This window comes from Haloferax sp. S1W (genome assembly GCF_044593955.1).
In the GTDB taxonomy this organism is placed as follows: domain Archaea; phylum Halobacteriota; class Halobacteria; order Halobacteriales; family Haloferacaceae; genus Haloferax.
The window spans coordinates 272716-291540 of the sequence record NZ_CP172595.1 but is presented as its reverse complement, the minus strand read 5'-3'; the positions used below and the strand labels follow the sequence as shown (position 1 = coordinate 291540).

At 62.4% G+C, this 18825-nt stretch carries 16 protein-coding genes, 2 tRNA genes and 1 pseudogene; 10 read left to right on the top strand and 9 right to left on the bottom strand.

Annotation, left to right across the window (positions count from 1 at the left end; translation table 11 throughout):
* Positions 1-59: 59 nt before the first annotated feature.
* Genes trpG through trpD form a run of 4 tightly spaced genes read right to left on the bottom strand, consistent with a single transcriptional unit; the run spans position 60 to position 3927 of the window.
* Entirely contained in the window at positions 60-674 is a 615-nt protein-coding gene (gene trpG, locus ACH9L7_RS01545) for an anthranilate synthase component II (protein ID WP_396611991.1), read from the bottom strand.
* Positions 671-2287 carry an anthranilate synthase component I gene (gene trpE / locus ACH9L7_RS01540; protein ID WP_396611990.1) on the bottom strand — a complete coding sequence of 539 codons (1617 nt, stop codon included), beginning with the start codon at positions 2285-2287 and terminating at the stop codon, positions 671-673. The genes trpG and trpE overlap by 4 nt, the downstream gene beginning before the upstream one ends.
* On the bottom strand, positions 2284-2931 hold the full coding sequence (locus ACH9L7_RS01535) for a phosphoribosylanthranilate isomerase (RefSeq protein ID WP_396611989.1): 648 nt from the start codon (positions 2929-2931) through the stop codon (positions 2284-2286). Before ACH9L7_RS01535 ends, trpE begins: the two co-directional genes overlap by 4 nt.
* Positions 2932-3927, bottom strand: a complete 996-nt coding sequence (gene trpD, locus ACH9L7_RS01530; protein ID WP_396611988.1) for an anthranilate phosphoribosyltransferase — start codon at positions 3925-3927, stop codon at positions 2932-2934.
* 250 nt (positions 3928-4177) lie between these two features.
* Here trpD and ACH9L7_RS01525 point away from each other — a divergent pair.
* From ACH9L7_RS01525 to ACH9L7_RS01505, 5 genes are all read left to right on the top strand, one after another.
* Positions 4178-4252: transfer RNA gene (locus ACH9L7_RS01525), tRNA-Val, on the top strand.
* A gap of 45 nt (positions 4253-4297) precedes the next feature.
* A tRNA-Val gene (locus ACH9L7_RS01520) sits at positions 4298-4372 on the top strand.
* A gap of 459 nt (positions 4373-4831) precedes the next feature.
* Positions 4832-6562 carry a S8 family peptidase gene (locus ACH9L7_RS01515; protein ID WP_396611987.1) on the top strand — a complete coding sequence of 577 codons (1731 nt, stop codon included), beginning with the start codon at positions 4832-4834 and terminating at the stop codon, positions 6560-6562.
* A gap of 62 nt (positions 6563-6624) precedes the next feature.
* The gene (locus tag ACH9L7_RS01510; protein WP_396611986.1) at positions 6625-6879 is read left to right on the top strand and encodes a hypothetical protein; all 255 of its coding nucleotides are present in this window, start codon (positions 6625-6627) and stop codon (positions 6877-6879) included.
* 13 nt (positions 6880-6892) lie between these two features.
* Complete coding sequence (locus ACH9L7_RS01505; RefSeq protein WP_396611985.1) at positions 6893-7522, top strand: hypothetical protein; 630 nt, start codon at positions 6893-6895, stop codon at positions 7520-7522.
* Between the two features lie 148 nt (positions 7523-7670).
* Here ACH9L7_RS01505 and ACH9L7_RS01500 read toward each other — a convergent pair whose 3' ends face one another.
* The 3 genes from ACH9L7_RS01500 to ACH9L7_RS01490 all read right to left on the bottom strand — a co-directional run bounded on the left by ACH9L7_RS01500 (position 7671) and on the right by ACH9L7_RS01490 (position 10997).
* Complete coding sequence (locus ACH9L7_RS01500) at positions 7671-8168, bottom strand: DUF2062 domain-containing protein (RefSeq protein WP_396611984.1); 498 nt, start codon at positions 8166-8168, stop codon at positions 7671-7673.
* Between the two features lie 64 nt (positions 8169-8232).
* A complete protein-coding gene (locus tag ACH9L7_RS01495) occupies positions 8233-8670 on the bottom strand; it encodes a CBS domain-containing protein (protein WP_396611983.1) in 438 nt (145 codons plus the stop codon).
* Between the two features lie 2 nt (positions 8671-8672).
* Entirely contained in the window at positions 8673-10997 is a 2325-nt protein-coding gene (locus tag ACH9L7_RS01490) for a methyl-accepting chemotaxis protein (protein WP_396611982.1), read from the bottom strand.
* Between the two features lie 137 nt (positions 10998-11134).
* On the opposite strand from ACH9L7_RS01490, the gene ACH9L7_RS01485 reads away from it, so the two are divergent.
* Positions 11135-11434 carry a zinc ribbon domain-containing protein gene (locus tag ACH9L7_RS01485; protein ID WP_396611981.1) on the top strand — a complete coding sequence of 100 codons (300 nt, stop codon included), beginning with the start codon at positions 11135-11137 and terminating at the stop codon, positions 11432-11434.
* An 11-nt stretch (positions 11435-11445) separates the two neighbouring features.
* Here the strand turns inward: ACH9L7_RS01485 and sucD are convergent, their stop codons facing one another.
* Both sucD and sucC read right to left on the bottom strand, forming a co-directional pair.
* Positions 11446-12315, bottom strand: coding sequence for a succinate--CoA ligase subunit alpha (gene sucD / locus ACH9L7_RS01480; protein WP_396611980.1), 870 nt, complete (start codon positions 12313-12315; stop codon positions 11446-11448).
* Positions 12312-13457 (bottom strand): ADP-forming succinate--CoA ligase subunit beta, encoded by a 1146-nt coding sequence (sucC, locus tag ACH9L7_RS01475; RefSeq protein WP_396611979.1) that lies wholly within the window; start codon positions 13455-13457, stop codon positions 12312-12314. The genes sucD and sucC overlap by 4 nt, the downstream gene beginning before the upstream one ends.
* Positions 13458-13743: 286 nt before the next feature.
* Here sucC and ACH9L7_RS01470 point away from each other — a divergent pair, with 286 nt between their 5' ends.
* The 4 genes and pseudogenes from ACH9L7_RS01470 to ACH9L7_RS01455 all read left to right on the top strand — a co-directional run bounded on the left by ACH9L7_RS01470 (position 13744) and on the right by ACH9L7_RS01455 (position 18705).
* Positions 13744-14709 (top strand): zinc-binding alcohol dehydrogenase family protein, encoded by a 966-nt coding sequence (locus tag ACH9L7_RS01470; RefSeq protein ID WP_396611978.1) that lies wholly within the window; start codon positions 13744-13746, stop codon positions 14707-14709.
* 78 nt (positions 14710-14787) lie between these two features.
* Positions 14788-15494 (top strand): annotated as a pseudogene (locus ACH9L7_RS01465) (SDR family oxidoreductase).
* Between the two features lie 282 nt (positions 15495-15776).
* Complete coding sequence (locus ACH9L7_RS01460; RefSeq protein WP_396611977.1) at positions 15777-17114, top strand: sodium-dependent transporter; 1338 nt, start codon at positions 15777-15779, stop codon at positions 17112-17114.
* A 172-nt stretch (positions 17115-17286) separates the two neighbouring features.
* Positions 17287-18705 carry a sodium-dependent transporter gene (locus tag ACH9L7_RS01455; RefSeq protein WP_396611976.1) on the top strand — a complete coding sequence of 473 codons (1419 nt, stop codon included), beginning with the start codon at positions 17287-17289 and terminating at the stop codon, positions 18703-18705.
* The last annotated feature ends 120 nt before the right edge of the window (positions 18706-18825 follow it).

Genomic DNA, 18825 nt, shown 5'->3' with positions numbered 1-18825 from the left:
GGCTCTGGTAGCGGAGCCACAGCACGTGTGGGCGCTCTGAGTTCGACAGGACAGACCCGCTATGCGACCTCGAAGCCAGCGACTGCCGAGAGGAAGTTCCTGACGACGCCGTGTCCCGACCCCGTGAGAACGCTCTCGGGGTGGAACTGAACGCACTCGATGGGGTAGTCAGTGTGCCTGACACCCATCACGAGCGACTCGTCGTCGTGGTCAGTCGTCGCCGACACCTCGAAGCAGTCCGGCACTTCGGTAGCGACGAGTGAGTGGTAGCGACCGGCCGGGAACCCCTCGTTTAGCGCGGTGAAGACACCTGCGCCGTCGTGGTCGATAGGGTAGGCTTTCCCGTGAATCGGTTCTGGCGCGTGGCCGATGGTTCCGCCGTAGGCGTAGACCGCGGCTTCGAGACCGAGACAGACGCCGAGTGTCGGAATCTCGGTCGAAAGCTCGCGAAGCACCTCGGTCGTCACGCCCACATCGCGGTCGTTCTTCGGGTGTCCCGGCCCCGGCGAGATGACAAGCGCATCTGGGTCGAGCGCCCGAATCTCGTCGATTGAAGCGGTGTTCTTTCGGACCTCGATGTCGAGCGGTTCCCCGTCGACCGTCTGTTCGGAGAAGTACTCCACGAGATTGTACGTGAACGAGTCGAAGTTGTCCACGACGACGATGCGCCTCATTGTGACACCTCCGGGGTGTACTCGATGTTCCGAAGCGCGTCGAGGACGCCGCCCATCTTCTGTTCGGTCTCGTCGTACTCCGACGCGGGGTCGGAGTCGGCGACGATGCCCGCTCCCGCGCGGACCGTCACAACGTCCTCGTCGCCGTCGGATTCGACTGTCGCGGTACGGATGACGATGGCCATGTCGGCGTCGCCGGTCCACGAGTAGTAGCCGACACCGCCGCCGTAGACGCCGCGTGGGTCGGCTTCGAGGTCGTCGATAATCTCCATCGCGCGAACCTTCGGCGCGCCGGTCAGCGTCCCGGCAGGGAAGGTTGCACGCGTTGCGTCGAAGGCGTCGACAGACTGTGTCTGTCGGCCCGGTGAGGCACCCTTGTCACCGTCGGAAACGGTGTCGAGCGTCCCCGAGACGGTCGATTCGATGTGCTGGACGTGACTGTACTTGATGATGCTCATGAACTCCTCGACGCGGACGCTTCCCGGCTTGGAGACCCGGCGTACGTCGTTGCGACCGAGGTCCACGAGCATCGTGTGCTCGGCGCGTTCTTTGTCGTCTGCGAGGAGTTCACCCGCAAGACGGCGGTCTTCGACGGGACCGGAGCCACGGGGACACGTCCCCGCGATGGGGTTGACGACGACCCGGTCGCCGCGAACCGAGACGAGCGTCTCCGGACTCGCCCCGACGACACGTCTGTCGCCGTGCCGTAGAAGGTACATATAGGGAGACGGGTTCACGTCGCGGAGCGAGGCGTACAAGCCGACGGGGTCTACCTGACCGTAGAGTCGCCGCGTCCGCGAGATGACGCCCTGATAGATGTCGCCGTCGCGGACGTGCTGTTTCGTCTCGCGGACGGCCGCTTCGTAGGAGTCTCGGGACTCGGCCTCTTCGCCCGTGCGCTCGAACCCACCGGGGTTCGGGTCGTCGGCCGACGCGAGTTTCTCGGCGACGCGCTCGGCCTCGGCGACGACCGAATCGTACACGTCCTCGGCGTCGTCGTCGGGCGTCACAACCGGCGTGCAGACGAGTTTCACCGCGTCCTCGACGTGGTCGAACGCAAGCGTCCGCGTTGTCAACACGAATTCCGCGTCGGGGGTGTTCGTCTCCGGGCGTTCGCGGCCGACTTCGTTCAACCAGAGGTCGTAGACGGCCTCGTAGGCGAGGAAGCCGACCAGTCCGCCGGTGAGTGTCTGGCGGTCGGTCTCGGGGAAGTTGACGCGCGGCAGGTCGGGGAGTGCCCCGCGGAGCGAGTCCAGCACGTCGCCGTCGGCCTCGCGGACGAATTCCGCGGCGGGGCCGCCGAGGTCCGTCACGTCGACGCCGTCGGGACCTACCGTCACGACCGCTTCGGGGTCGTAGCCGACGAACGAGTAGCGGGCGTGCGAGTCCGCGGTGGTCGCGGGCGACGAGAACGCGCCTTGCGGGTTGCTGGAGGCGACCTTCTCGGCGCTTTCGAGGAGGAACCCGTACTCGCTGCGCTCTGCGAGCGCCGTGTACGCCGCAAGCGGGTCCACGTCTACGTCGAGGTCAGTGACGAGGTGCGTGACGACAGGTTCGTCGTAGTCGGCAAGCAGGTCGAAAAACGTCTCGCGGTCGGTCTGTGGGCGACTCACGCCGATACCTCCCGGCGCTTTCCGGTCGCTTCCGCGACGAACGCGCGTACTGCATCGTGGTCTTTCACGCCGCCGGAGGCTTCGACGCCGCTCGCAACATCCACGCCGTAGGGTTGGACCGTCTGAACCGCCTCGGCGACGTTTTCCGGGTTGAGGCCTCCTGCGAGAATCACTGGCACGTCCACGGCTTCGACGAGAGTACGCGAGGCGTCCCAGTCGTGCGTCTCTCCGGTGCCACCACCGCCAGACTCGGACGGGGTATCGACGAGAATCGCGTCTGCAGAGGGGGCGACTGTGTGTGCGCGTTCGAGGTCGGTCGCCTCCACGACGGGGACGACGCGAGCACCTTCCTCCCGGAGCGAGGCGAGTTCGTCCGGCGAGAAGTCTGCGTGCAGTTGCAGTACGTCCGGACGAATCTCGCGGACGAGTTCGCGGGCGCGAGTGACGGACTCGGGCATCGTCACGAGCGACGTGGTGAGAAACGGCGGTGCCGACGCGACGAGTTCGCGGGCGCGTGCGACAGACACCGCACGTGGTGTGTCGACAGACACGTCCGCGATGACCCCGACTGCGTCCGCGCCGGACGCGGCGACTGCGTCGAGGTCGGACTCGCGGGTGACGCCGCAGACTTTCACGCGGACCATCTACGCCTCCCGGAGAGCGTCGAGTTTCGCGGCGGCCGCCCCGGTGTCGATGGCGTCGCGGGCGGCCTCCACACCATCTTCGAGGGAGTCAGCGAGACCGGCGACGTAGATTGCCGCGCCCGCGTTTGCGAGAATGAGGTCGCGCTTGGGACCGGTCACGTCGCCCGTGAGGATTCCTTCGAGGTCGCGGGCGTTCTCCTGCGGCGTCCCGCCAGCGACGGCCTCGATGGGTGCCTGTTCGAGTCCGAGGTCGGCGGGTGTGAGCGTGTACTCGGTGACTTCTTCACCGTTGACTTCGGCGACAGTGGTCGCGTCGTGAAGCGCGATTTCGTCCATTCCGGACCCGTGGACGACGAGGGCGTTCTCGACCGGCATGTGCGAGAGTGCGAGGGCAATCATCGGGACGAGGTCCGGGTCGTAAACGCCGAGGACCTGCGCGTCGGCCCCGGCGGGGTTCGTCAGCGGGCCGAGGACATTGAAGACGGTCCGCATGCCGAGTTCCTTGCGCGGGCCGATGACGGCCTTCATCGCGGGGTGGAATACGGGAGCGAGCATGAAGCCAACGCCGTTGTCGTCGATGCATTTCTCGACAGATGCGGGTTCGGCTTCGATGTTCACGCCTGCGACTTCCAGCACGTCGGCACTCCCCGAAGAAGAAGAAACGGAGTAGTTGCCGTGCTTGGCGACGGCCGCGCCAGCGCCCGCGGCGACGAGCGCACTCGTCGTCGAGACGTTGATGGTGTCGTAGTCGTCGCCGCCGGTCCCGCACGTGTCCACGAGCGGCCCGCGGGAGGGTTTGATGGTCAACGCGGCGTCGCGCATCCCCTGTGCGAACCCGGCTATCTCGGCTTCAGTCTCGCCTTTCGCGCGCAGTGCGGAGAGGAGTGCACCGATTTGTGCCTCGGTTGCATCCTCGAAGACCACGCTCGCAGCGTCGCGTGCCTCCTCGACCGTCAGGTCCGACCCTTCTGTAACGCGCCGAATATAATCCTGCATTTGTAATCACCAGTGTACGTGTTCGGGTTACGATGTACAAATCCGTACACTCTCTTAAGCGTGTCGGGCTGGCGAGATTCGCCGCAAACGGCGGGTGGAGGGGCCTTTTTGAGTCACCGGGATTGCGGTGTGCGACGGTGTGGGGCGTTCCACCGGGTGAATCGCCCCACGTGGTCCGATTCGAAAGCTTAAATTGTAACCCCGGACAACGGAGGAATGCGTCCAAACGAGCGTAGGAAGCACCATAACCGGGTTGGTGGTCTAGTCTGGTTATGACACCTCCTTGACATGGAGGAGGCCGGCAGTTCAAATCTGCCCCAACCCACTATCTTCCTGCGCTTCGGTCTCTGGACGATGTTCGCACTAACCAGGGTTGGTGGTCTAGTCTGGTTATGACACCTCCTTGACATGGAGGAGGCCGGCAGTTCAAATCTGCCCCAACCCACTTCTCTTCGACACTACCGACGAGCGAAGCGAGGAGCGTATGTCGAAGTGTGTGGTTGCAAAAGGTTTGAACTCGGGAGCGAAGCGGATGCGGAGCGACCAAAGTTCAAATCTGCCCCAACTCAGTTTCTGATTCCTCGCAACGACGAGCGGAGCGAACGTAGTGAGTAAAGGAGGAATGACATCGCCGACTTCCGCTTTGTACCTCTCTTCGTCTGAATCGAACTCGGCTGAACCAAACGGGACTCCACGAGTCAATCGGACGAATCGACAGCCCTGCCTAAGCAACACATCGAGAACTCTCAATTTATTGTATATTTATTACTACTTACACTCAATTGACAAATATTAATGTCAATCGTGGTGACATTCCACGTGGTGTACCTCGCGAAGAGGGGTCGGGACCAATCGAGGAGGTGGAACAGGCGCACCACAGAGAAAGGAGGTAGTAAATCCAGCAATGAACCCGAATACGAGAGAATCAAAAGAGGTACGAGGGAAACCAGAACTGGTCATGGTCGCCAAGCCCGATGTCGAGTTACGGGCACGACCCGAAGGCCTGACCTCGGCCACAGGTGTTGACCTCAATCCCTTGTCGGAGGTCCTCGACGACGAAGGTGCGAGTATCGAACCACTCTTTGGAACGACTGAAGAGCGCTTACGTGCCGACGTAGACGCTGTTGCTTCCGAGTCGGACATCGACGTTCCGGACCTATCGCTGTATTACAACGTTCACGCGGACGAAGACCGGATGGAAGCGGTCGCCAAACGGTTGAACGAACTCGATGCGGTCGAATCCGCCTACGTGAAACCGGCAGCCGAACCAGCGGAGGCGGTCGGAGAGACCGAAGTCGAAGCGCTCAACGACATGACTCCGGTCATGGAGTCGCCACCCGTGAGCACGCCGGACTTCACGCCACGACAGGGATACCTCGATGCCGCCCCCGATGGTATCGATGCCCGCTATGCGTGGCAATTCTCCGGTGGCAGAGGACAGGGAGTCGACGTGATCGACTTGGAGTGGGGCTGGAACTTCAGCCACGAAGACCACCAGAACAACCAGGGAGGCGTGGTTGGCGGAAGCAACTCGCCGTACGACAACCACGGGACTGCCGTCATCGGTGAAATCGGCGGTGACCAGAACGGACTCGGGGTTACCGGTATCGCATCCGAGGCCAACGTCAGCGCTGTCGCCTTCTCCATGGCGACGGCACGGGCAATTCGACTCGCAGCGAATCGGTTGCACCGTGGCGACATCATGCTGCTGGAGATCCACCGACCGGGACCACGACACAACTTCCAGCACCGGAGCGACCAAGACGGGTATATCGCCGTCGAATGGTGGCCCGACGACTGGGCAGCCATCCGATATGCCGTTGCGAAGGGTGTAATCGTCGTTGAAGCTGCTGGGAACGGCGATGAAAACCTCGATGACTCGATTTACGACAACAAGCCCTCGGGGTTCCCCTCCGACTGGAGTAATCCGTTCCGGCGGGGAGACCGAGACTCGGGTGCTATCGTTGTCGGCGCTGGTGCACCGCCGCAGGGAACCCACGGAAACGATTGGGGTCCTGACCGGTCGCGTCTTGGCTTTTCTAACTACGGGAGCATACTCGATGCTCAGGGTTGGGGCCGAGAGGTGACCACCACGGGATACGGCGATCTCCAAGGCGGGTCGGACAAAAACGAGTGGTACACCGACCGATTCAGCGGGACTTCGAGTGCCTCACCCATCGTCGTCGGTGCGCTGGCCTGCGTGCAAGGAATCTTGCGGCGGGACAGACAAGCCCAACTCAGTCCGCTGCGAGCGCGCGAACTACTTCGTTCGACGGGCACGCCTCAGCAGGACGCACCCGGCCGACCCAGTTCACAGCGAATCGGAAACCGACCGGACCTCCGGGAACTGATCCCCCATGCGTTGCAGACCAGCAACTGGACCGGCGTCCAGTTCCGTGGGACCGTTCCGGCGAACAGTACACGCCGGTGGTTCACGTGGGGATGGCCGGCACAGTGGCACGTCTTGTGGACTGTCGTCCCGACGACGCCTGACCGCGGAGGACCCCAAATTGGCTGGAACGTGGAGGTCGAGCGAGCCACTCACGAGAACATCACCTACTGGATCAGCATCACGAACAAGACCAGTTCGTCGGTGGATGTTGAGGCCCGCTACGCTGTCCTCGGGGAGACATAACGGATGAACCGATTCACGAACGCGAGCAGTCGACACGACCGAACACACACGGAGACACGACCATGAACACAGGAGTTCAATTCCGCGGCACCGTCCCGGCAAACAGCAGTCAACGCTGGTTCACTTGGGGGTGGCCCGAGGGCTGGCACGTCACGTGGTATGTCGTTCCCACGTCACCCGAGAAGGGTGGTCCACAGATCGACTGGGACGTAGAAGTCGAACGCGCATCGAGCGACGATATCACGTACTGGATATCGATTCAAAACACCACGGGCGAGAGCGTCCAGGTCGAGGCCAGATACGCGATTCTGAACTAGAGGTGAACAGACAATGCGTATTATAATCGAGACGGACGAGGAGGCCGAGACTGAGACGTTCAAGACAGGTGTTCGCGAGGAATCCGTATCGACGAAGGCGGCGCGCGAAGAGGCCACCGACGCAGGTGGAGCACCCAGCACCGGTCCGACACGCCCAGAAGACACGACGACTCACAGGGCAGCACCGAAACAAACGCCGAGAGATTCGGAACAAACCGTCGATGGAGGTGCTGCTCCTCGGTCGTTGACAGCGTCTATGACCAAAGAAAAGAAGGACGTTACTGCTACGGGTCAAGTGACCGACGCTGGCGGAGCGCCCGTAACGAGACCAGCGGCAAGAGATGGGCCGTCGACGAAGGAGGGCGTGTCTCCGGGCGGACGGTCCCCAAGACGGGCTCCTGAGAGAACGTTCACGGAGAAGACTGACGCTGGTCGCCCCTCGGTACCAACCAACGGAAGTTCGATACCGGCAACTGCCGAACAAACAGCGATGGACTACGAGGCCATCGTTTCGGGAACCGTAGAGGAGGTCAAAGAGCGCGTCAAGGGAGGACACTTGGACATATCGAAACTCATCGAAGCCGAGCAATCCGGAGACGACCGAAACACGCTCATAGATTGGTTGGAGAGACAGAAACCGTAGCCGTCGAACGCTGAGCAAATCTCCCCCGTCGAACGGGTGTTGAGAACTCGGAGGGAGTGATGGGCGTCGTGGGCAACGCAGCCACCGATACGCACCTCGCTCCCTTCCTGCCAGTCAGTGTACGCCACAACCCGGCCGTCTCAATCCGTTAGTCGTCCGCGGCCACGACGTCCAACCCACCAAACTCTCGCTTTTGATGCAACCGCGTGAGGGAGAGCGTTACCACGTACCCGAGTGCCGCGAGCGCGACAGCCAGAATCGCGTTCCCAAGGAGTTGTCGAAGGACGATATCGAAGCCAGCGTTGAGTGACACGTCCGACACGGAGGCACCGGGAATCGGACCGAGGAGAAACGAACCAAGCCAGAAGCTTGCGCCGTAGACCGCCCACTTGACAGGCGGGTTGAAGACGACGAGCGACGCGACCAGTGCGAGTTTGCTCGCCCGGTCGACGAAGTAGGCGACGAGCGCGAAGATGGCGAACGCGGTTCCGGCGGTCGGAAGTGCGGTGACGAGGGCACCAAACGCAAAGCTCACGGCGATTTCGTTCGGCGTGTGGTCTTCGGCGATGGCTCGCTCGATGCCCGAGCGAACCCGTGTTGGAAGTGCCGTCACCTTCGCTCGGACCGTTGCCACTCTCTCGCGCACTGTTGTCAGCTAGAAGCGCGTGTTCGATATCAATTCTTCGTCAGTGGGGGTGGGGTCGGCGACGCTACCGGAACCGTCGGTCGGACTCCCACCGCTTCTTGAGTCCCATGGCGTCGGTTACGCCGCGGGCCACATCCGAGACGTGGTATCCGATGTCGCTGACGGTGATGATGCCGACCATCTCCGAGTCGGAGACGACGACGAGTTTCTTGACCTCCTCCTCGCGCATTCTCTCTGCGGCGGTGCGCACCGTCGCAGTCGGACGAATCCACTTGATGGGGTGAGACATGACCGTCCGCGTTGGAATCCCCGACAGGCAGTCGTCCATCGCGACACCCGCCCAGAGGATGTCCGACTCGGTGACGATTCCGGCGGGGTCGTCGTCGACGGTTACGACGACGCTTCCCGTCCCGTTCGTGAGCATGGCCCGAGCGCAGTCGGAGACAGTCGTCGCTTCGTCCACCGTCACCACCTCGTCGGTCATCGCCTCGTCGACTCGCATGGTTAGTCGTCCGCTGGGTTTGGCGCGTCGGTCTGTTCGTCCGCCGAGGGAGAGTCGGCGGCGTCGGGAGCGCGGTCGGTACGTTCTTCAGCGGTGTCGTTGCCCTCAGTCGGCTGGTTGTTTTCGGCTGACTGGTCGTCCGTGATAGTTGCCTCGCCGTCGGACACGTCGAACTCTCTGAGGAGTTCGTCGAGGTGGACGACGTGCGTCGAAAGCTCGCGGATATCCTGGTTGACATCGCTAATCGCAGCAGTCTGTTGCTGTGCGGCCGCCGAGACAGTCTCCGCCTCTGCGGTCGTCTCTTCGGAGATGCCCGCAATCTCGTCGGTCATGGCGAGGACTTCCTGCGAGGAGTTCGCCTGACTGCTCGTCGCATCCGAAATCTCCCGGACGCTAGCGGTAGTCTCTTCGACCCGCTCGACGATGCCGTCGAAGGAAGTGAGGGCGTCGTCGACCGAATCTGCACCCTCTTCGACGCGGGCGCGCATGCGTTCGATACGAGAGACGACGGCGTCTCGCTGGACTTCTATCTCCTCGATGAGGCTCTCGATATCGGCTGCGGAGGATTTCGTCTCCTGTGCGAGTTGCTTGACCTCGTTGGAGACGACGGCGAAACCTTCGCCCGCCTCGCCCGCGCGAGCGGCCTCGATATTGGCGTTGAGCGCGAGGATGTCGGTCTGCTCGGCGATTTCGGTGATGACCTCGACGATGTCTCCGACTGCTTCGAGTTTCTCGTCGAGCGCTTGGACTTCCGTGACGGTCGCCTCGGTTTCGTCACGAATCGTGTCGATATCGTCGAGCGCCTCGGTCGCGGCGGACTGGCCGTCGAGCGAGCGGGTCTCCGCCGCTTCGGTGAGTCGGACGAGTTCGTCCGCCGCAGAGGCAATCTGCTCGATAGACGCCGAGAGGTCGTTGACCTCGTCGGAAACCGCCATGAGACTTTCAGTTTGCTGGGTGGCCCCGTCGGAAATCTGTTGGACGGACTCGGAAACCTCCTCGCTCGCGGTGGAAACTTCGTCCGCCCGCGATGCGACGCGATTTGCGAGCGTCGCCACCTCTTCGCCGAAGGTGACGACGGTTCCGAGCGTCTGTTCGATGTCGTCCATCATCTCGTTGTAGGCCTCGGCGACGAGTCGCATATCCTGACTCTCCGAGTCGGTAGGTAACCGGACGGTCAGGTCGCCGTCAGCGGCCTTCCCCATCGACTCGCTGTACCGACGCGCGTCTGCTCGCTGGTCGCGCAAGTCATTGCGGAGGTTGTCGATACCGCGGACGACCTGCCCGAACTCGTCGTCACGGTCCGTCTCCAGTTCCACGTCGAGGTCGCCACTGCGGAGCATCGAGACGGTGTCCGCGAGTTCGACGAGCGGTTTGGCGGTGTTGCCGCGGATGATGAGCGCGAATCCGACGAACCCGAGCATACTCATGAACAGGAGTAGCCCGAACTGCATGCCGATGGCCCGCGACTGCGCGAAAACGGCACTGGCGGGTGCATGCAGGAGAAGCACGTCTCCGCCGTCGATGGGGACGTGGGCGACGACGTGCGGCGACGAGACGAAGCCCTCAACAGGGGCGAGGCGACTCACACCGGCCTCACCAGTGAAGGCATCGTCCAGTGCTGCGGCGTCGGCAGCAGGGTACGAGACGCCGGACTGGCCGCCACCGCCGTCGTAGACGACGGTGCCGTCCTGCGTGACGAGTTGGGTGAAACTCCCCTCGACGCCCCCGCTGAATGCGGAGCCGAGTGACGAGGTTTCGGCCACGAGGACGATAGCCTGCGGTTCGATAGAGGGAAGCGGTGCGACGAACGCCATGTAGGCGATGCCGTCTTTTACGTACACCGTGGTTCGTTCCACGTCGTCGTCGGAGAGGTCGGCGCGCTCGGGAAGCGGGAGTTCGCCACCTTCGTAGAGTTTCGTGCCGACAGCAGTGTCTTCGGACGACCCGAGCACTTCGGTCGTCTCGGTGTTGATGAAGTGGAGCGCTGCCACGTCCGACGGCATATCTTCTTTCGCCTTCGACAACGCCTGCGAGGAGCGGTCTTCGGTGGTGCTCCCCGCCGACGGGTCGGCGGCGACGATGCTGACGAGTCTGGACCGCTCGTCAATCCACGAGTTCACCTGGAGACCCTGACGCTCGGCCTCGGTGAGCAAGTTGCCGCGAGCGTCTTCGTTGATGCTGGCCGCTGTCTGTTGGAACTGAACCAGCCCAACACCAGCAACGAGAACGGAGACGAGCAGCATCGCGGAGACGAGTCGCCGCATGTAGCTCTTCGTAATCGCATCGGGAAGCCGAGACTCGACTTCCTCGACGATGTTTCCGGCCATTACAGTGTACCAGTCGAATTTCACCGATAAATCCGAGCCTCTGAGTATCAAGCCCGATAACAGTAGTGTGAGGTGTCTGAACTGTACGGCTGACGGACGGACGTCAACCATAGATACATCGAGTGCCACGACCACACATGGACTTCGTCGTCCCCCTGCTCGTTGCGGGCTTTTGCATTGCGGCCCCGTCGCTCCTGTTCGTCGGGTTCGTCCGCCTCCTCGATAGCATGCGGGACGACGCGCTCGTCGAACGGGTCGTCGACCGACTCGACGAGAATGTCGAAGATGCCGGGACGACGGTCGACCCGACGCTGTTCCTCCAGACTGCACAGGAAAAGTCGCGCGAGCGAATGGTCGTCTGTCAGGAGTGCGGCGCGCCGAATATAGTCGGAAGCAATCGCTGTGGGATGTGCGGAACGCAGCTAAAACGAAGATAGCGAGGGAAGACTTAGAGGAAGTCTTCGATGTGGTCGGCGACTTCGTTCGGGGTGTCGCCGACGGGGACGCCCGCGTCGTTGAGGGCGTTAATCTTGGACTCCGCGGTACCCGTGCCGGAACCAGAGACGATAGCGCCAGCGTGACCCATGCGCTTGCCCGGCGGTGCCGTGCGGCCAGCGATGAAGCCAGCGACCGGCGTGTCCATGTTCTCGGCGATGAACTTCGCGGCCTGCTCTTCGTCTTCGCCACCAATCTCACCGCACATGACGACGGCCTCGGTGTCGGGGTCGTTCTCGAACGCTTCGAGCGCGTCGATGAACGAGGTGCCGATGATGGGGTCGCCACCGATACCGATGGCGGTGGTCTGGCCGATGCCGCGCTCGGTCAGGTTCGAGACGACCTGGTACGTGAGGGTGCCGGAGCGCGAGACGAGACCGACGTTGCCCTCCTCGAAGATGTTGCCGGGGAGGATACCGAGTTTGGCTTCACCGGGCGTGATGATACCCGGGCAGTTGGGGCCGATGAGACGGGTGTCGACCTCGGAGAGGCGCTTGTTGACCTTGGCCATGTCCTGCGTCGGGACGCCTTCCGTGATGGCGACGACGAGGTCGAGGTCCGTGTCGAGGGCCTCGAAGATTGCGTCGGCAGCGAACGCCGGCGGGACGAACACGACAGAGGCGTTCGCGTCTTCCTCTTCGACGGCCTCGTCGACGGTGTCGTAGACGGGGATGCCTTCGACTTCCTGACCGCCCTTGCCGGGGACTGCACCGGCAACGACGTTCGTGCCGTACTCCATCATCTGCTGGGTGTGGAACTTGCCTTCCCCACCAGTGATACCCTGTACAACTACACGCGTGTCGTCGTCGACGAAAATGCTCATTGGGCCACCTCCTTGGCGTTCTCCACAGCACGCTGGACGGCGTCCTCCAGCGTCGCTTCGACCTGCACGAGGTCGGTGTTCAGAATCTCCATCCCTTCCTCGGCGTTCGTGCCCGCGAGGCGGACGACGACCGGTTTCGGAATCTCGTCGAACTGCTCGAGTGCCTCGTTGATACCCTTGGCGACTTCGTCACCGCGGGTGATACCGCCGAAGATGTTGAAGACGACGGAGTCGACGTTCTCGTCGGAGAAGACCATATCCAGCGCGTTCGCGACGCGCTCTGCCTTCGCACCGCCGCCGATGTCGAGGAAGTTCGCGGGCGTCCCACCGTAGTAGTCCACGAGGTCGAGCGTCGTCATGACGAGTCCGGCACCGTTGCCGATGATACCGACGTTGCCCGACAGACGGACGTAGTCGAAGCCGTACTCGCCGGCCTTGGCTTCGAGTTCGTCCTCGTAGGAGTCTTCTTCCATCGCCGCGAGGTCGTCGTGGCGGAAGAGCGCGTCGTCGTCGATGTTCATGACGGCGTCCGCGGCCACCACGTCGCGGTCCGAAGTAATCATCACGGGGTTAATTTCGATGTCGGACGCGTCGTTGGCCTCGTAGAGGTCGTAGAGCGTCGAGAGGAACGAGGCAACGTCGAACGCAACGTCACGCGGGATACCAGCCTCGAAGACGACCTTGCGGGCCTGGTACGGGTGCAGGCCGAACGCGGGGTCGATGTGTTCGCGTGCGATGGCGTCGGGGTTTTCCTCAGCGACTTCCTCGATGTTGACGCCACCTTCGGTCGAGACCATCGCGACGGGTTTGCCCTCGCTGCGGTCCATCGTGATACCGACGTACAGTTCGTTCTCGAAGTCGACGCCAGCCTCGACGAGGACCTTCTCGACGGTGTAGCCCTTGAGGTCCATTCCGAGGATGTCCTCGGCGGCCTGCCGTGCCTCGTCTTCGTCCATGGCGATTTTGATACCGCCGGCCTTGCCACGCCCACCGACGTGTACCTGCGCCTTGATGGCAGCAGGGTATCCGATGTCCTCGACCGCCTCCATAACCTCGTCGACAGACGACGCAAGACGGGACTCGGGTACCGGAATCCCGGCCTCGGCGAAGATATTCTTCGCCTGATATTCGTGAAGCTTCATTCCATCCGTGGGAGGGGAAGGCACGCGCTTAAATCCCAATCATCTCGTTCAAGAACGTCCGGCAAAATCCGCCGACAGAGGTTCACTCGAGAGCGAAGAAATACTCGTCCATAAAATCAAAGCCGACGCCGAGCACGGCGAGTATCGAAGCCACCAGAGGTCCTGAGTGACGGTGTCGACCGCGTAGAACAGGTCAGCCCCGACACACAGTCCCCAGTCGAATCATCTCCCCCCGAATCTCTCCGGTGAGTCCGACTTTATCAGGCATGGTGACACACGCTGACCCATGCGCGCCGTCCGATTCCACACCCACGGCGGACTCGACGTGTTGCAGGTAGACGACATCGACGTGCCCGAGCCACAGGCCGACGAGGTGCTCGTCGAAGTCGCCGCTGCCGGCGTCAACCCCGTCGACACCTACTTCCGAGACGGGTCGTACCAACCCTTCGCGATGCCGATGATTCCCGGCGTCGATGTCGCTGGCGAAGTCGCAGCCGTCGGCTCCGGCGTCACTGACTTCGAGGAAGGTGACCCTGTCGTCGGTACCGGAATTGGAAAGGACCACTACGGCGGCTACGCCGAATTCGCGGCCGTCCCGACCGACCGTCTCGCTATCCTCCCAGAGGGAGTGGACCTCGTCGCGGCGGGCGGCGCGGGAGTTGCTGGCGTCACCGCGTGGCGCGCCCTCGTCGACCACGGCGGGATGCAACTCGGCGAGACGGTGCTGATTCACGGCGGGGCCGGGGGCGTCGGCCACGCAGCGGTCCAACTCGCCAGCGCAGCAGGGGCGCACGTCATCGCCACGGCAGCGCCGAACTCCCACGACCGCGTGTCTGAACTCGGCGCGGATGTCGTCCTCGATTACGCCCGCGACGACCTCTCCGAGGCAGTGAAAGACGCCGCGAAGGGTGACGGCGTAGACCTGACACTCGACCACCGCCTCGACGACTACCTCCAGTTTGACGCCGATGTGGCGACGACCGGTGGCCGAGTCGTCGGTATCGGCGAAAACGACCCGCAGGTCGGGTTCGAACTGTCATCCGCCGCTCGCGGGAAGGACCTCCAGATTACGATGATGAGCGTGTTCAACACGCCGAAACTCGCCGACCCGCTTCGCGAACTTGGCCACCTGATGGACGCGGGCGAGTTCGAAATCGACGTTGCCAGAACCTACGGACTCGACGAGGCGGGTGAGGCACAGCGCGCCGTCATGGAAGAGAGCTTCCTCGGCAAGCTTGTCATCATGCCCTGAGCAGTCTGCCGCGTCGCAAATCCAGCAGGGCCACTGAGCCACCGTTTCTTATGTCGTGTGCGAACAAATAACATCAATATGGCTGTCGATTTTGATTTTGATGGAACAGTCGCACTCGTCACAGGTGCCAGCGGCACGCTCGGCGGCGCAGTCGCCCGCGCCTTCCACGATGCGGGCGCGTCTGTCGCGGCCGCGGACGTGGTCGAACCGGACAACGAAGACGGCTTCTTCGACTCGGACGGCGTCCGATTCTACGAGGGAGATTTCACCGACGAAGGAGAGGTTGCACGCGTCGTGGACGCCGTAGACGTCGATTTCGGCCGTATCGACCACCTCGCGAACATCGCCGGAACGTGGCGCGGTGGGACGCCCATCGACGAGACGGAGGTCGAAACGTTCGATTTCCTCTTCGACGTGAACCTCAAGACGATGTTCCTCGCCTCGAAGTACGCGATTCCGCACCTTCGCGAGACGGAAGGGACCATCGTGAGCGTCTCCGCCCGGTCATCACTCGAGGGGGGACGGGAGACGGAATCTACCGAGCGTCGAAAGCGGGTGTTCGCCTTTTGACCGAGACGATTGCGGAGGAGAACCTCGGCGTCGTGCGCGCGAACGCGGTGATGCCGAGTGTCATCGACACACCGATGAACCGCGAGATGATGCCCGATTCGGACTTCGAGGCGTGGGTAGACCCCGAAGAAATCACCCGGACGATTCTCTATCTCTGTTCGGAGGCCTCGTCGGCGACCAGCGGTGCGGCGGTACCGGTGTACGGCGAGGTCTGACTCCCTCGCTGAGGGCTGACGTTTCATTGTCTCGGTGACACGAATGTCTCGATTTTGTGCTACTACCACCGCATCGTACGGAGCGCGCGCGAATTTTTGCACCCTGCGTGTGGCATTCACGAACACGACAACCGTTAGAAATTAGGAGTGAATAATCGCCAGTATTCGGACGAACGTGCCACCATATATAATCGTTTGGAGAAATGTGTAGCTTTTCCGCCCGATATGCGACGGCATACCGCGTCATTTATCACACCCTCGTCAGCAACACGGTGGTAGAACATGAGCGAACGTGAAACTTGGGCGACTAGAGCAGGGTTCATTCTTGCCGCAGTCGGCAGTGCAGTCGGTCTCGGGAACATCTGGCAGTTCCCGTTCAAGACCGCACAGTTCGGCGGCGCATCCTTCCTCATCGTCTACGTCATCGCCGCACTCGGCATCGGCCTCCCGGCCATCCTCGCCGAGTTCGTCATCGGTCGGAGAAGCAACCTGAATACCATCAGCGCCTTCGAGAAACTCGGCTACAAGAACTGGCGCTTCGTCGGTGCCCTCGGCTTATTCACCGGCTTCTGGATTTTATCCTACTACAGTGTCGTCGGCGGGTGGGTCCTTCGCTACGTCGGCGGGAGCCTGACGGGTGCGTACTTCGGTGCGCCCGCAGAATACTTCGGACAGATTTCGGCCGGGATGGACGCGCTCGCGCTTCACGCCGTCTTCATGGCCCTCGTCGTCATCATCGTCGCCGCTGGTATCGAAGACGGTATCGAGAAGGCCACGAAACTGATGGTTCCGAGCATCGTCGTCATCCTCGGCGCGCTCGCCGTCTTTGCCTTCACGCTCCCCGGAGCGTCCGAGGGCTACGCGTACTTCCTCTCGCCTGACTTCGACGCCCTCTTTGCGAACTTCGGCGACATCGTTCCCTTCGCCGTCGGGCAGGCGTTCTTCTCGCTGTCGCTCGGTATGGGTGCGATGATTACCTACGCCTCCTACATCGACGGCGACCAGAGCCTGTTCGGTGACGGTATCACCATCGTCTTCCTGAACAGTTTCGTCGGCATCCTCGCCGGCCTCGTCGTGCTTCCGCTCCTGTTCGCGCAGGGCATCGACCCCAACACGAGCGGTGCCGGTGCGGTCTTCATCAGCGTCGCCGGCGCGTTCGCCAACATTCCCGGCGGACAGATTATCGGCCTCATCTTCTTCCTCGTGGTGCTCATCGCCGCGCTCTCGTCGGCGATTAGCCTCCTCGAAGTCGTCGTCTCGTGGGCCATCGACAACTACGACGTGACGCGCCCACAGATGGCCATCCTCCTCGGAGGTGTCATCTTCCTGCTCGGTGTCCCCTCGGCACTCGACACGGCGTGGCTCGGCTGGTTCGACACGCTCGCGTACAAGTTCTTCCTGCCGGTTGGCGTCCTCGGCATCCTCGTCTTCACGGCGTGGGTCTACGGCGCGCCCGCCATCGACGAGGTCATGAAGGGCAGCGGTCTCGGTGAAGGCGTCGGCCTCACGTGGCTCTGGCTGGCCCGCACGTTCGTCATCGTCGCCGTCGTCGCGACGCTGGCACTGGGCTTCCAGACCCTGTTCCTCGGCGAGAACCCGGCTATCATCCCGCCCCTCTGAGGCGGCGAACGACCACCATTTTCGACAGGTTACGATTTATCGGTAGCAGTGCGTTTTCCCTGAGCATCTGACGGAGATTTTTGTGTATTGAGTGGGTAAAACCGTTAGATTTCTGCGGTGACGTATTCTCGGTTCGAAAGTCATTTTAGGTGCGGGCTGTCAATGGGTGTCAATGGCACGAGAAACATGGGCGACACGGCTCGGGTTCATCCTCGCCGCTGTCGGAAGCGCGGTCGGACTCGGTAACATCTGGCGGTTCCCGTGGCAGACCGCAGAAAACGGCGGGAGCGCGTTCCTCGTCGTCTACCTCGGAATCGTACTCCTCGTCGGGGTCCCCGGACTCCTCGGCGAGTTCGTCATCGGACGCCGCGCGAACAAATCACCCGTCGGCGCGCTCCGCGACCTCTCGGGGTCGAAAAAGTGGGGCGTCGCCGGCGCGCTCTCGGTTATCACCGGTCTCTCGCTTCTCTCGTTCTACAGTGTCGTCGGCGGCTGGATTCTCCGCTACCTCATCGAAAGCGGGGCCGCCGTCGTCGGCGGGAATCCCGCGTACTTCACCAACCCCGGACAGTACTTCGGCGGTGTCTCCGCCGGTACTGACGCTGCACTCTACCATCTCCTGTTCCTCGGACTGACCGCACTCATCGTCTTCGCCGGTATCCGCAAGGGCATCGAACTCGGCACCAAAATCATGATGCCCGCCGTGCTCGTCCTCCTCGTCACGCTCGCGGCATGGGCCGCGACACAACCGAACGCCGCCGCCGGATACGCCTTTTTCCTCCGATTCGACCCCTCCGTCATCTCAGAGAACTTCTTTGCTATCCTCGGTCCCGCCGCCGGACAGGCGCTCTTTACGCTCTCGCTCGGCGCGGGAACGATGATTACCTACTCCTCGTACCTCAGCGAGGACCAGTCGCTCCCCTTCGACGGAAGCGCTATTGCCGTGCTCAACACGAGCGTCGGTGTCATCACCGGTCTCGTCGTCTTTCCGCTCCTGTTCTCACAAGGTATCAACCCAGCAGAGACCGGAACCGGGCCGGGTGCGCTTTTCGTCGGCCTCGCGGGCGCGTTCTCGCAACTCCCCGCCGGAACACTCATCGCCACGACGTTCTTTGCCGTCGTGACGCTCGCGGCGCTGTCGAGTTCCATCAGCATGCTCGAAATTCCCGTCGCGTTCCTCGTCGACGAGTACGGCATCTCGCGCAAGCATGCGGTCATGAGCATGACCGCCCTTGTGGCCGTCACCGGGTCCGTCTGCGCGTTCAACCCTGCCATCTTCGGCTTCGTTGCTGGAACCCTCGTGAACATACTCTTGACCGCGGGTCTCGCGGTATTCTTGTTGTTCGTCGGTTGGGTTATGGGTCGCGACGCAATCGAGGAGTTTGCCTCGGGCGCGGGCGAGCTTGGACGAACCCTCGGCACGCCGTGGCTCTTCGCTGTCGGCGTCATCCTGCCTCTGTTCCTCGTCTTCACGCTTCTGACCCACTTCGGCGTGGATACGAGCATCGGCTTCTGGTGGACCGTCGCCGTCGCAGTCGTCGTCAGCGTGGCGGCGTTCTTCGGCCTTCGTCGCCCCGAGTCCGTCGTCTAACGAAGCGACCGACCGTCCACTCAATCTCCGTTTTTTCGCATTGTTTCACCGCGCTCCGGGTAGTTCCCCGTACAGTCTGCCGATTCCGTGTGCGCGTATATGATGATTGTTAAGGCTGTT